The following is a 13,822-nucleotide window of genomic DNA, read 5'->3' as shown; positions in this document are numbered from 1 at the left end:
TTCCGAAGGCCCTGCCGTCAGCGCCGGCGATTGCGACGCATGCCGATCCGGGCATCCTCGGAGCGCACGAACGGGCGCATCAGCAGCTGGCCGAGCACCAGGCCGGCGGCCATGGACAGGATCGTGGTCATGGCCGTCACCAGGGACACGATGCCGTGTCCCGTGGTCTCGGCCTCGATCGTCACCGCGTACATGCCGCGGAAGACAGAGAGCCCGGGCAGCAGGAACGTCATGCCCGGCACCGCGAGGACCAGCGACGGAATGCGGTGGCGCCCCGCCACGAAGGCGCCGATCACCCCGGTCATCGTGGCCCCGCAGACCACCTGGAGACGGGCGTCCAGCCCGACCCAGCCCACGAGGTGATAGGCCAGCAGCCCGCCGAGTCCGGCGATCATGGCCGGCAGCAGATGCCTGACCGAGGCCTGCAGGCTGATCGCGATCAGACCGGCCGCCAATGTCATGCAGATGATGTTGACGTAGGTGGGCGCCGGCTCGAACTGGGTCTGCGAGATGTCCAGTTCGCCCTGGCCCAGCAGGCCCATGATCGCGATGCCCGTGTAGATCCCCGCGACGATCCCCGCGAAGGCCATGCCCGTGGACAGCGCGCGCCCGGCCGCCGTGACGGGGAAGCCCGAGATGGCATCGTGCATGGTCGACATGAAGCGAGTCGTGGGCATCAGCATGATCAGGCCCGCCGCGATCACCTTCGGCGGCGACATCTCGATCCCGACCTGTGAGCCCAGCAGCGCCATGACCGTGATGACGAAGGCTGAGACCACCATGGTGAAGAACTCCGGCACGCGCCGTCGGCCCATCACGGCCCCGATCCTGCCCACCATGGCCGCAGAGAGGGTCGAGATCGTGGCACCCGTCACGCCGCCGCCGATTCCCAGGGTGATCGCGAACGCCGCACCCATGGTGGCCAGGGAGACCACCCAGTTGGGGAACGGCTTGGGCCGGGAGTTGATGGCCTCGAGCCGCTCGCGCGCCTCCTCCCTGGACATCTCGCCGCGGCTGATCTCGGTGACCAGCCGATGCGTGTCGGCCAGCCCGGAGTAGTTGTCCGACGACGAGCGCACCACGCGCATGACCGTGTGGCTCGTGGTGTCGGCGTGGTTGAACACGTCCTCGCGGGTGGCCGAGGCATCGAACCCCGAGAGGTCGGCCACGTAGTTGATCGTGACCGACTGGTTGGTGATGTCGACCTCGATGTTCTCCACGCCGTAGGTCGCGCACACCGCCACGACCGCGTTCTCCACATCCAGGGCGTCGGCGCCGTAGTGGAACATCGTCTCCGCCAGGCGCAGGGCGAAGTTCAGGGTGCGTCGGGCTTCGCGGTCATCCGAGTTCGCGAAGCGCCGCAGCCCGGCGAAGGGGCTGGCGGTGAGGCGCTCGACCATGGGCATGGCGGCGGTCATCGCCGCGTCGCGCTTCAAGATCGATTCCAGCATGCGCCGCGAGCGCCGCGGCAGGGGCCCCGTCGTGGTCGTGGAGCTCGACGACGGGTAGGCGGCCGCCTGCATCTGCGTGCTCGGCTGGCTGCCGAGATCGCTCGGCCCCACGTCCGGCAGCATCGAGGTGTCGGGACGCGAGACCGGGCCGGTGGACTCCGCCGAGGTGCGCCGGCGGCTCGTGGTGGAGATCGGGACCGTCTGAGCAGGCGACTGCCGCTGCAGCCGGTCCCGTTCGATGGTCTCGGTCGTGAGCACCGGAAGCGCCTCGGCCTGCGGCGGGAGCACCTCGCCGAGCTGCCCGTCCGCCAGGGCCTGGGCGCGCCGCGCCTGCGCCTCGGTCGGCTGGATCGGGGCCAGGTCGTCGTCGCTGAGCCACTGCTGCAGGCTCAGCTGCGCGTCGGGTCCGAACGGATCCGCGGGCAGCTGGTCGTCATCCACCCATCCCGAGCTCGGATAGGCGCCGGGGCGGACCGTCTGGCCGAAGGGCCGTCGGGTCGCGAGCTCCGAGACGTCCGTCAGGCCGGTCGGGGCTGCGGTCAGCGTGGCTGGGGGCACCGCGGACTCTCCTCCATGGCGTGTTCCTGCATGCTGTGCACCGGATGGTCTCGTGCGAGATCATCCGGCGCGGGCACCCTGGTATGGGCGCCCGCGCGGAGCCGGTTCTCGGCTCAGTAGAAGGCCTCGTTGCGGGAGCGGACCCACAGCTGCCGCATGACCTTCTCGATCACGGCGTTCCACAGGCGCGCGCGGCGCGGGGAGATCTCCTGATCCCACACCCCGGTGTAGTCGATCACCGTCTTGGTGAAGGACGTCTTGAACAGGCCCAGGCCGTGGAACGGGTGCTCCTTGTCCTTGAGCTGGTCCTTGGGCGGGGTGCCCACGAAGTCGTAGTCGATGATCCCGTGGTCCTTCATGAGATCCGTCAGCGCAGTCCACTGCACCAGGTGCGAATCGCCGTACTGCTTGCGCCGGGGCTTCGAGCCGCCGTCCTTGTAGAAGCCGTGGCGGCCGAAGGCGACCACGAAGGCGCCGACGGAGGGCTCGCCGTCCTCGTAGGCGAAGTACAGGCGCCCCTGGCCGGCCTGGTCGAAGTTCGTCCAGAAGCGGCGGTAGTACTCGTACGGGCGCAGCATGACGCTGGCGTGGCCCTGGCCGATGGTCTGCATCAGCCCGAACATGGCCTGCATGTTCTCCTCCGTGACGGGCACGCGCTCGACGCGGGCCTCCTCGCGGATCGCACGGCGCACCGCATTGCGGCCGCGGGAGTGCAGGGACTTGAAGACCTCGTCCTCGCTGCGATTGGTGTCCAGCAGCGCGGTCGAGTCGTTGGACTGGATGGGGAAGGCATGCACCAGGCCCGCAGCTTCCAGGGCGGAGGTCAGCTCCGGATCATCCAGCAGCACCGGCTCCATCTTGACCAGGAAGACGCCCAGGCGCTTGCGTCGGATCAGCTCCTCGGTGGCCTGAGCGAAGCCGACCATGTCCTCGCCGACCTCGACCGAGGGTCCCTTGGCCATGTACCAGAGCTTGCCGAGCCCGGGCACCGACTTCTCCAGCGCCAGCGTGTACACGGCCTGGGAGCCGTCGCTCGGCTCGTGGACCAGATGCATGGGCCGCCAGCCGTGGTGTTTCTTGACGTCGCCGTAGGAGAAGGCCTGGAGCAGGTCGCCGCCGCGCGGATCGGCCTGCACATGCTCATCCCAGGCGTCGATCTCCTGGGTCGTGGCGAAGCGTGCGGTGAAGGCGCGCACGGTGCTCCTTTCGGGGGTCATGCCCCGGGGCGTTCGCCCGGGGTCCGTCGCGTCGAGTCAGGGGCGGTGAGCCGCCCGGCTCGCGGACAGAGGTGTCGACCTCCCACCGTACCGGGTGATCTCCTCCGGCGACCCGGGCACCGCCCCTGCGCGTGCCTTCAGGCGACGACGACCTCGACCCCGGCGCGCTCCAGGGCGCGGGCGAGCCCGGTCGGCGGCGCACTATCGGTGATCATGACGTCGATCTCCCCCAGGTGGGCGTAGCGCGAGAAGGTCTCGTGGCCGTGCTTCTCGGCGTCGCAGACCACGACCACGCGCCGGGCAGAGCCTGCGATCGCCGCCTTGACCGCGGCCTCGGGAGCGTGCGGCGTGGAGAACCCGAAGCCCTCCGAGACCCCCGAGCATCCCAGGATCGCCAGGTCCACCCGATGATCCGAGTAATGGCCTGCGGTGCGCGCCCCGGCGGCGGCCCAGGTGAGCTTGCGCACCGCCCCGCCGACCAGGTCGAGCTCGATATCCGGATGATCAGCCAGCCTCCCGGCCACGTGCAGGGCGTGGGTGAGCACCTGCAGCGGCTGCTCGGAATCGGCCGCCCGCCACCCGGTGAGCTCATCGGCCACCGCCTCGACCGTGGTGCCGGCATCCAGGACGACCGTGACGGCCCCGTCGGCCTCGAGCAGGCGCACGGCCGCCGCGGCGATGCGCCGCTTGGCCGGGGACTTCTGCTCCTCGCGCGCTTCCAGGGAGAGCTCGACGGAGGCGGGGCGGTCCACGGAGACGGCTCCGCCGTGCACGCGGCGCAGCCTGCCCGCGGCCTCGAGCGCGGCCAGGTCCCGGCGCACGGTCTCCATGGTGACGTCGAAGCGCCGGGCGAGATCGGCCCCGGAGACCCGACGCGCCGCGCTCACCAGCTCGGCGATCTCCGCCTGCCGCTCCTGTGCGAACATCTGCCGCTGCCTCCTGGGATCTGGTCGTGTGCCGCGCCCCGCCGGCGACACGCGGTCCTCCCGCGGCATCCGAGATCGGGCCGCCGCGGCCCGGGGGCGTCGCCTTCGAGACTAGCCGGAAGGCACCCTGCCGGAAGGGTCTATCCTTTCCGGGACCGGGCCCGCTCTGCCAGGCCCGCCCACTCCCGCGCACCCGTCCTCGGCCATGGCCGCGCCCTGATCTGCGCTCTTCGACTGCCCCCTTGGAGGCTCCGCGTGCTCCTGCGCCTGATCCGCGACTACGCGGGCCGCTACCCCGGCTGGATCCTGGGCACCGTCGTCCTGCAGCTGGTGGCGACCATGACGCTGCTGCTGCTGCCCGCGCTCAATGCCCGCATCATCGACGACGGGGTGGCTCAGGGCCGCACCGGCGTGATCGTCTCCACGGGACTGGTCATGCTCGGCGTGACACTGCTGCAGGCCGCGGCGGCGGTGGCGGCCGTGTACTGCGGGGCGCGCGTGGCGATGGGCGCAGGGCGCGACCTGCGCCACGCCGTGCAGCGCCGCGTCGCAGGCTTCTCCGGTCGCGAGATGGACCGCTTCGGCACGCCGTCGCTGATCACCCGCGGGACGAACGACGTCCAGCAGATCCAGATGCTGACCCTGATGGGTCTGACCATGATGATCACCGCGCCGCTGATGAGCATCGGCGGGCTGGTCATGGCCCTGCGCACGGACCCCGGCCTGTCCTGGCTGGTCTGGGTCGCGATCCCGCTGCTCGTCGTCCTGCTGCTGGCCATCATGCGCCGGCTCATGCCCCTGTTCCGCTCCATGCAGGGCCGGATCGACGACATCAACGGCGTGCTGCGCGAGCAGGTGGTCGGCATGCGGGTGGTGCGCGCCTTCGTGCGCGAGGACCACGAGCGCCGGCGCTTCGCCGCGGTGAACGACGAGCTCTCCGAGATCTCCCTGCGCATCGGCCAGCTGTTCGTGCTGATGTTCCCGCTGATCATGATGATCCTGCACCTGGCCACGGCCGCGGTGCTGTGGTTCGGCGGCCACCGCGTGGATCAGGGGCTGCTCGAGGTCGGGCAGATGACCGCGTTCACGCAGTACCTGCTGCAGATTCTCATGGCCCTGATGATGGGCGTGTTCATGATGATGATGGTCCCGCGGGCGCTGGTCAGCGCCGAGCGCATCGGCGAGGTCCTGGGCACGCAGACGAGCCTCCACGAGCCGCAGCAGCCGCAGGTCCCGCAGCGGCTCGAGGGTCTGGTGGAGTTCCGGGATGTCTCCTACTCCTATCCCGGCGCTGAGGCCCCGGTGCTGGAGGGCATCAGCTTCACGGCCCGCCCGGGCACCACCACCGCGATCATCGGCTCCACCGGCGCGGGCAAGACCACGCTGCTGCACCTCATCCCGCGCCTGGACGACCCTACGCACGGGCAGGTCCTGCTCGACGGGGTCGAGACCTCGCGCCTGGCCCGCAGCGAGATCGTGCGCCGTGTGGCGCTCGTGCCGCAGAAGCCCTACCTCTTCTCCGGGACGATCGCCTCCAACCTGCGCTTCGGGCACCCCGAGGCCACCCACGATCAGCTGTGGGAGGCGCTGGAGACCGCCCAGGCCGCCGACTTCGTGCGCCGGATGCCTGAGCAGCTCGAGACGAACGTGTCCCAGGGCGGAACGACCGTCTCGGGCGGGCAGCGTCAGCGCCTGTGCATCGCACGGGCGCTGATCGCGGATCCCGCGGTCCACCTGTTCGACGACTCGTTCTCGGCCCTGGACGTCACCACGGACGCCGAGCTGCGGGCCGCGCTGCGCCCCGTCACCCGGGACGTCACCCAGATCGTGGTGGCCCAGCGCGTGGCCACCGTGCTCGAGGCCGACCAGATCCTCGTGCTCGACGACGGCCGGATCGCCGCACGAGGCACCCACGCCGAGCTGCTCGAATCCTCGGCCACCTACCGGGAGATCGTGGACTCGCAGCTCAGCCCCGAGGACCCCTCGGCCGACACGGAAGCGGAGGCCGCCCGATGAGCCCCAGCACATCCTCCAGCGGGGCCCGTCGCGCAGAGGCCGAGGCCGCCACCGGGACCGAGGCCCTGAAGGACGAGCCCCTGATCTCCCCGGAGATCGACCCCGACGACGCCGCGCCCGCCGGCGACGGCTGGGGCGCCGGGGCCCCCGCGCGCAAGCCGCGCAGCTTCTGGCCCTCGGTGCGCCGCCTCGGCGGCCTCATGGTCGACTTCAAGGCCGGGCTGTCCGTGGTGCTCGTGTTCATCACGGGATCCGTCGCGCTCTCCGTGCTGGCTCCCATGCTGCTCGGACGGGCCACCGACGTCGTCTTCGCCGGCGTGCTCTCCCGGGATCTCCCGCCGGATGCCACCCAGCAGGAGGTCCTCGACGGTCTGCGCGCCGAGGGGCGCGACTCCCTGGCCGACGTCTTCTCGACCATGGCCCTGGACCCCGGCTCCGGCGTGGACTTCGGGCGGCTGGGCACGCTGATCCTGCTCGTGCTGGTCATGTACCTGGTGGCCTCGATCCTGCAGTGGGCCCAGGGCCGGATCCTCAATGCGATCTCGGTGCGGATCATCCGGGACCTGCGCGCCCAGGTCGAGGACAAGCTGCACCGGATCCCGCTGAGCTACTTCGACACCCGCCGCCGCGGAGACGTGATGTCACGGGTGACCAACGACGTCGACAACGTCCAGACCGCCCTGCAGCAGACGTTCTCGTCGCTTCTCGAGAACATCATGCGAGTGCTCGGCATCCTGATCATGATGTTCGTGCTGTCCTGGCAGCTGGCCCTCGTGGCCCTGATCGCCCTCCCCCTGTCCGCCGCCGCGGCGGGGATCGTGGGCTCGCGCGCCCAGAAGCACTTCGGCAAGCAGTGGGCGGCCACCGGCGCGCTGAACGGCCAGATCGAGGAGGACTTCACCGGCCACCAGCTCGTGACCGTCTTCGGCCGCGAGGAGGACATGGCCCGGGACTTCGACCGCCGCAACGACGACCTCTACCGCTCGGCGTTCGCCGCCCAGTTCGTCTCCGGGACGATCATGCCGATCATGCAGTTCGTCTCCTGGCTGTCCTACGTGGGCATCGTCGTCGTCGGCGGGATGCGCGTGGTGTCGGGGTCCATGACCCTGGGTGCGGCCACGGCCTTCATCCAGTACTCCCGCGAGTTCAATCAGCCGCTGTCGCAGGTCGCCTCGATGGCCACGCAGATCCAGTCGGGCGTGGCCTCGGCCGAGCGCGTCTTCGAGCTGCTGGACGCCCCGGAGCAGGACCCGGAGTCGGCACCCGCGCTGATGCCCGAGCGCACCGAGGGCCGCGTGCGCTTCGAGCACGTGGACTTCTCCTATCAGCCCGACGAGCCGCTGATCGAGGACCTCTCCTTCACCGCCGAGCCGGGACGCACGGTCGCGATCGTGGGCCCCACCGGCGCCGGCAAGACCACCCTGGTCAACCTGGTGATGCGCTTCTACGAGATCGACTCCGGGCGCATCACCCTGGACGGCACCGACGTCCGGGAGATGACCAGGGCGCAGCTGCGCTCGCAGGTGGGCATGGTCCTGCAGGACGCGTGGCTGTTCACGGGGACCATCCGCGAGAACATCCGCTACGGGCGCCTGGAGGCCACTGACGAAGAGGTCGAGGAGGCCGCCCGAGCCACGTCCGTGGACCGCCTCGTGCGCTCGCTGCCCGAAGGCTATGAGACCGTGCTGGACGACGACGGCGGCAGCATCTCCGCCGGCGAGCGCCAGCTCATCACGATCGCCCGGGCCTTCCTGGCAGCGCCCGCCCTGCTGATCCTGGACGAGGCGACCTCGTCGGTGGACACCCGCACGGAGGTCGCGGTGCAGAAGGCCATGGCCGCGCTGCGCCGGGGCCGCACGTCGTTCGTGATCGCCCACCGCCTCTCCACGATCCGCGATGCCGACACCATCCTGGTGATGAGCGGCGGCCGGATCATCGAGCAGGGCTCCCACGATGAGCTGATGGGCAGGGAGGGGGCCTACCGCGCGCTCTACGAGAGCCAGTTCAGCGACGAGCCGCCCGAGGAGCCGGAGACCCTGACCGGTTCGCTCGAGAAGCAGTGATCGCGGGTCCTGCCGGCGGTGCGCTCAGATGCGATTGTGGGCGAGTTCACATGTAGCATGGCGCACACCATCAGCCGCCGGTCGGGAGGCCACCACCCCTGACCTGCGGCTGCGCCACGTACCAGCAGGAGCCCTCCCGTGGATTCACAGGAAGCACCCGAGTCAGGTCCCCCGGGTCGCCGGGCCGTGCTGAAGGGGCTGGGTGCGGTCGTCGCACTCGGATCCTTCGGCACCGCGGCCTACGGCTCGATCACCTCGCGCACCTCCGGAACCGATCTGCGCTCGAGCCTCACGATCATCGCCCCGGCCGCCGCGGGCGGCGGATGGGACACCATCGCCCGTGAGATGCAGATGATCCAGCGCGAGCACTCGATCATCAACAACACGCAGGTCGTGAACATGCCGGGTGCCGGCGGCACGATCGCGCTGTCCAACATGACCACCCTCAGCGGGGACCCGCAGACCATGATGGTCGGCGGCACCGGCCAGCTCGCGGCCACGATCCAGTACGACACGGACGTGACCCTCGACGACGTCACGCCCCTGGCCGTGGTGGTCGAGGAGCTCGGCGTGATCGTCGTGCCCGGGGACTCGCCCTATGAGACCCTCGACGACCTCGTGGCCGATTGGAAGGCCGCCCCGGGCACGGTGCCGTGGACCGGCGGAGGCTCCTTCGACCAGCTCGTGATCACCGACCTGGCCATGAAGTCGGGAGTCGACCTGTCCAAGCTGCAGTTCGTGTCCTCGGATGGAGGTGGCGAGGCCATCCAGGCGCTGCTCAACGGCACCGCCATGGCGGCCGCCGGCGGCTACCCGGACAACGTGGATCAGATCGAGTCCGGGAACCTGAGGGCGCTGGCCCTCGTGGCTCCCGAGCCGGTCGAGGGGATCGAGATCCCCACCACCGTGGAGCAGGGCCACGACGTTACCCTGACCAACTGGCGCCTGCTCGCCGCCCCTCCGGCGATCTCCGACGAGGAGAAGTCAGAGCTCGTGACCGTGATCCGCGAGACCATCGACACTCCCGAATGGGCCGAGGCCGTGCAGCGCTACCACTGGGCCGAGAACCGGATCTTCGGCGAGGAGCTGACCACCTTCCTGGAGCAGGAGCGCGAGCGCATCTCCGGGCTGTACGAGGAGATGGGCATATGAGCCGCGCAGCGTCCCCGATCCGGGAGCTGCTGACTCCCGCGATCCTGTTCGCCTTCGCCACCTATCTGCTGGTGAACCTGTTCCTGATCGAGGTCCCGGAGTCCACGGACTTCCCGGGCCCCCGCTTCTTCCCCGCGATCATCGTCGGGCTGATGTACCTGCTGCTGGCCATGGAGCTGGTGCGCATCGTGCGCGAGACCCGTGCCGCGCAGCCCGCCGACGCGCACAGCGCGGAGGACGCGCCTGCGGAGCCCCGATTCGACTGGGCCGCATTGGCCTGGACCGTGGGCGGGTTCATCGTCTTCATCCTCACGCTGCGGCTGCTCGGCTGGGTGCTGGCCGCCGCCGTGCTGTTCTGGTGCGTGACCCGAGGCTTCGGCAATCGCAGCCCGCTGACCGCCGCGGTCGTGGGTCTGACGATCAGCTCGCTGGCCTACATCGGCTTCGACATGGGGCTGGGCCTGAGCCTGCCCTCCGGCATCCTGGGAGGTGCGTTCTGATGGATTCCCTGTCGCTGCTTGCTGACGGCTTCGCCGGAGCCCTGACGTGGACCAACCTCATCTGGGTCGTCGCCGGCTGCCTCCTGGGCACCGCCGTGGGCGTCATCCCGGGACTCGGATCGTCCATGGCGGTGGCCCTGCTGCTGCCGATCACCTTCGCGCTGGAGCCCACAGCCGCGTTCATCATGTTCTCCGGCGTGTACTTCGGCGGCCTGTTCGGCGATTCCACCATGGGCATCCTCATGAACACGCCCGGCCAGGGCTCGGCGATCGCCTCGACTTTCGAGGGCCACCGCATGGCCAAGGACGGCCGCGCTCCGCAGGCGCTGGCCACCGCGGCCATCGGCGCCTTCATCGGAGGCTTCACCGGCTCGATCCTGCTGGTCTTCGTGGCGCCGTGGCTGGCCGCCTTCTCCACCAGCTTCGGTCCGGCCGAGTACTTCGCGCTGGCCCTGTTCGCCTTCGCCGCGACCTCGTCCGTGGTCACCGACTCGGCGGTCAAGGGTCTGCTGTCGCTGCTGCTGGGTCTGGGGATCGCGGTCATCGGCATCGATTCGGTGACGGGCATTCCGCGCTTCACGGCAGACTCGCAGAGCCTCTTCGACGGCGTCTCCCTGATCACGGTCACGGTGGCGGTGCTGGCGGTGGGAGAGGTCATCCACTTCGCCACGATCGCCCGGCACCAGCCGGGCTCCGAGATGATCGTCTCGAAGGGCCGCACCTGGCTCTCCGGACGGGAGTTCCGCGAGGCGCTGCCGGCCTGGGGACGCGGCACGGCGATCGGCCTGCCCTTCGGCGTGATCCCCGCAGGCGGGTCGGAGATCCCCACGTTCCTGGCCTACGGCACCGAGCGATCGCTCGACCGCCGTCGTCGTGATCCGCAGTTCGGCAAGGGCGCGATTCGCGGCCTGGCGGCCCCGGAGGCTGCTGGCAACTCGACCACGAGCATGGCCATGGGCGCCCTGCTGGCCCTGGGCCTGCCGATCTCGGCCACTGCGGCCATGATGCTGGCGGCCTTCCGCCAGTACGGCCTGCAGCCCGGCCCTCTGCTCTTCGAGCGCTCCTCCGAGCTGGTCTGGGCGCTGCTGGCCAGCTTCTTCATCGCCATGATCGTCCTGCTGATCATCAACCTGCCGTTCGCCCAGCTGTGGGCCAAGCTGCTGGTGATCCCCACGCCGTACCTGTACGCCGGGATCATGGTCTTCTGCGGGCTGGGCGTGTACGCGGCATCCAGCTCGCTGTTCGACCTGAGCCTGCTGCTCGTGATCGGCGTGATCGGCTTCGTGATGCGGATCGACGACTACCCCATGGCGCCGCTGATCATCGGCATGGTCCTGGGCCCGCTGGCCGAGACCTCGCTGCGCGATGCCCTGGTCTCCTCCAACGGGGATCCGAGCGTGCTCATCGACGGGCCCATCACCTGGGTCATGTACGGCGTGCTCGCGGTGGTGCTGCTGCTGGCGATCCGGGCGAAGGTGCGCAGCCGCACGAGTCGCGACATCTGAGCCGACTCGGCTGCCGCAGAGCCCTCCGTGATGCCCCGCTGCCTCTCGGAGGGCTCTGCTCGTGCGAGGCCCTCTTTCCACGTGAGCAGGGCTCCCTTGTGGGCGCACGGCCGCCGTCGCGGCTGCCGGATGGGAATGTCCTGTGCATCCGAGCCGTTGGGCCGTGCCCGGTTCCCCTGCCTTCGCGAGCGCCGATACGTTGGGGCATGAGGCATCGCATCAGCCATCGCGAGAGCGCGCCCCGGGCAGCCGGAGCCCGCCGAGAGGAGATGAAGTGACCAATTTCGCCGTCGTCGAGCGCCGTCACCTGGCAGCACTGCTGCGTCGCGTGGGCCCGGAGGCCCCCACCCTGTGCGAGGGCTGGCTCACCCGTGACCTCGCCGTCCATCTGATCGAGCGGGATTCCCGCCCGGACCTCATCGCAGGCACGGTCCTGCCCAAGATCCCGGTGCTGACCAAGCGGGCGCAGGAGGCCGACGCCCAGCTGCGCGGCCAGGACTGGGCCGAGCTGGTGGCCAAGGTCGAGAAGCCGGCCGTCTACTCCCCGGCGCGGCTGGGGCCGCTGGACAAGCGCATGAACACCGCCGAGTTCTTCGTCCACCACGAGGACGTGCGCCGCGCCCAGGAGAGCTGGCATCGCCGTCAGCTGCTGCAGGAGGAGGAGCGTGATCTGTGGGCCGCCCTCAAGCTCATGGGCAAGCCGCTGCTGCGCCCCGAGCAGGACTCGGTGCTGCTCGTGGCCAACGGCTACGGCTCCGTGAGCGGCGGCAAGGCCAAGACCTCCACCGTGCGCATCGTGCGCGGCACCCCGTCCGAGCTGCTGCTGTGGGCCTTCGGCCGCCGCGAGCAGGCAGAGGTCGCCATCACCGACGAGTGACCCCGTCACGATCGCCAGCGGCCCCCGACCGTCCGTCGGGGGCCGCTTCTGCGCCCGAGACGCGACGAGCCGCCTCAGCGTCGGAACGCGGCCCCGGGGTGGGCGCTCGGCAGGTGATCGGCTCCTGTGAGGCGCCCGCGCAGCGTCGAACCCGGTCGGGATCCTTCGGGCAGGTGCCCGCGGCGGCGCAGTTCGGGGCTCACGTGCTCGGCGAAGGCCGTCATATCCACGTCGCGCAGGCCGTAGTCGATGTTGAAGCCGTCCACGCCGGCCTCCGCCATCCAGCGCTCGAGCTCATCGGCCACCGTGGCGCCCGAGCCGATCACGACGGGGCCGCGAGCGCCCAGGCACATGTGCGCGGCCACCTCCCCCACCGTCCAGTCCCGGTCCGGATCCAGCTCCAGGAAGGACTGCAGCGCGGAGCGGTTGCCCTCGATCGCGCCGTCATCCGTCAGCTGCGCCACTGCCTGCGACAGCGGGGTCTGCGGGTCGAAGGGCGCCAGATCGAGCCCGGTCCAGCCCGCGAACAGTGCCAAGGCAGCCTGGCGGTCGGCGTACTGGGCGTAGGAAGCCGCGCGCTCGGCGGCCTCCGCCTCGGTGCTGCCTGCGATCACCGTGATCGACATCAGCATGTGGGCGGCATCGGCCCCGCGACCCTCCCGCTCCAGCCCGGCGCGGGCTGCGTCCGTGAGCCTGCGAACACCAGCCGTCGAGGTCCCGGAGAAGAACATGGTCTCGGCGTGGCGGGCGGCGAAGGCCATCCCGCGCGGCGAGGAGCCGGCCTGGAAGAGGTACGGGGTGCGCTGCGGACCGGGCGCCACCAGTGCGGGCCCGGGGACGCTGAAGTGCTCGCCCTCATGGTCTGCCCCGTGGATCAGATCGGGATCGAGGTAGACGCCGGAAGCGGAGTCGGCGCGCAGCGCCCCGGGCTCGAACGTGCCTTCCCACAGCGCGCAGACCACGTCCATGAACTCATCGGCCCGGTCGTAGCGCGCGTCATGGGGCAGCTGCCCTCCGGCGCCGAGGTTGCGCATGGCCGATTCCTGGTAGCCGGTCACGATGTTCCAGCCGATGCGCCCGTCGGTGAAGTGGTCCAGGCTCGCGAAGCGCCGTGCCAGAAGGTACGGCTGCTCGTAGCTCACCGACGCCGTCACGCCGAAGCCGAGGGTCGTGGTCGCCGCAGCGAGCGCGCTGACCGCCGTCAGGGGGTCCAGCGCCGGGTACTGCATACCGGAGCGGATGGCGGTGCGCCCGGAGCCGTCGAAGACGTCGTAGACCCCGGCGGCATCGGCCAGGAACAGGGCGTCGAAGCCGGCTTGCTCGAGCCTCTGCGCGTGGGCGATCCAGAACCGCAGATCCCGGTACTGCTCGGGCTGTGCCCGGGGATGGCGCCACAGCCCTGTGCTCTGGTGGGTGGGGACCATCATGTCCAGCGCTGCCAGGATCATGGATCACATGCTGGCACAAGCAGAGCCCCCTGTCGGAATCGAACCGACGACCTGCTGTTTACAAGGCAGCTGCTCTGCCGACTGAGCTAAGGAGGCGCGTCCTCTTCGG

General features: G+C 70.2%; 10 protein-coding genes and 1 tRNA gene. 6 read left to right on the top strand and 5 right to left on the bottom strand.

Annotation, left to right across the window (positions count from 1 at the left end):
* Nucleotides 1-17: 17 nt before the first annotated feature.
* The 3 genes from M3E84_RS04065 to M3E84_RS04055 all read right to left on the bottom strand — a co-directional run bounded on the left by M3E84_RS04065 (nt 18) and on the right by M3E84_RS04055 (nt 4,152).
* Nucleotides 18-2,009 (bottom strand): threonine/serine exporter ThrE family protein, encoded by a 1,992-nt coding sequence (locus M3E84_RS04065; protein WP_259894727.1) that lies wholly within the window; start codon nt 2,007-2,009, stop codon nt 18-20.
* A 113-nt stretch (nt 2,010-2,122) separates the two neighbouring features.
* On the bottom strand, nt 2,123-3,205 hold the full coding sequence (locus M3E84_RS04060; RefSeq protein WP_259894726.1) for a peptidoglycan bridge formation glycyltransferase FemA/FemB family protein: 1,083 nt from the start codon (nt 3,203-3,205) through the stop codon (nt 2,123-2,125).
* 158 nt (nt 3,206-3,363) lie between these two features.
* A complete protein-coding gene (locus M3E84_RS04055) occupies nt 3,364-4,152 on the bottom strand; it encodes a DeoR/GlpR family DNA-binding transcription regulator (protein ID WP_259894725.1) in 789 nt (262 codons plus the stop codon).
* A gap of 255 nt (nt 4,153-4,407) precedes the next feature.
* On the opposite strand from M3E84_RS04055, the gene M3E84_RS04050 reads away from it, so the two are divergent.
* From M3E84_RS04050 to M3E84_RS04025, 6 genes are all read left to right on the top strand, one after another.
* Nucleotides 4,408-6,168, top strand: coding sequence for an ABC transporter ATP-binding protein (locus M3E84_RS04050; RefSeq protein WP_259894724.1), 1,761 nt, complete (start codon nt 4,408-4,410; stop codon nt 6,166-6,168).
* Entirely contained in the window at nt 6,165-8,231 is a 2,067-nt protein-coding gene (locus tag M3E84_RS04045) for an ABC transporter ATP-binding protein (RefSeq protein ID WP_259894723.1), read from the top strand. The genes M3E84_RS04050 and M3E84_RS04045 overlap by 4 nt, the downstream gene beginning before the upstream one ends.
* Before the next feature lie 138 nt (nt 8,232-8,369).
* On the top strand, nt 8,370-9,383 hold the full coding sequence (locus tag M3E84_RS04040) for a tripartite tricarboxylate transporter substrate binding protein (RefSeq protein ID WP_259894722.1): 1,014 nt from the start codon (nt 8,370-8,372) through the stop codon (nt 9,381-9,383).
* Nucleotides 9,380-9,883 (top strand): tripartite tricarboxylate transporter TctB family protein, encoded by a 504-nt coding sequence (locus M3E84_RS04035; protein WP_259894721.1) that lies wholly within the window; start codon nt 9,380-9,382, stop codon nt 9,881-9,883. Before M3E84_RS04040 ends, M3E84_RS04035 begins: the two co-directional genes overlap by 4 nt.
* Nucleotides 9,883-11,388, top strand: coding sequence for a tripartite tricarboxylate transporter permease (locus tag M3E84_RS04030; protein WP_259894720.1), 1,506 nt, complete (start codon nt 9,883-9,885; stop codon nt 11,386-11,388). Before M3E84_RS04035 ends, M3E84_RS04030 begins: the two co-directional genes overlap by 1 nt.
* Before the next feature lie 274 nt (nt 11,389-11,662).
* Nucleotides 11,663-12,265 carry a TIGR03085 family metal-binding protein gene (locus M3E84_RS04025; protein ID WP_259894719.1) on the top strand — a complete coding sequence of 201 codons (603 nt, stop codon included), beginning with the start codon at nt 11,663-11,665 and terminating at the stop codon, nt 12,263-12,265.
* 74 nt (nt 12,266-12,339) lie between these two features.
* Here the strand turns inward: M3E84_RS04025 and M3E84_RS04020 are convergent, their stop codons facing one another.
* Nucleotides 12,340-13,713, bottom strand: coding sequence for an NtaA/DmoA family FMN-dependent monooxygenase (locus M3E84_RS04020; protein ID WP_259894718.1), 1,374 nt, complete (start codon nt 13,711-13,713; stop codon nt 12,340-12,342).
* A gap of 23 nt (nt 13,714-13,736) precedes the next feature.
* A tRNA-Thr gene (locus M3E84_RS04015) sits at nt 13,737-13,809 on the bottom strand.
* Nucleotides 13,810-13,822: the final 13 nt, after the last annotated feature.

This window comes from Kocuria sp. p3-SID1428 (assembly GCF_025149945.1).
Classification (GTDB): Bacteria; Actinomycetota; Actinomycetes; order Actinomycetales; family Micrococcaceae; genus Kocuria.
This window is presented reverse-complemented; position numbering and strand designations above follow the sequence as displayed.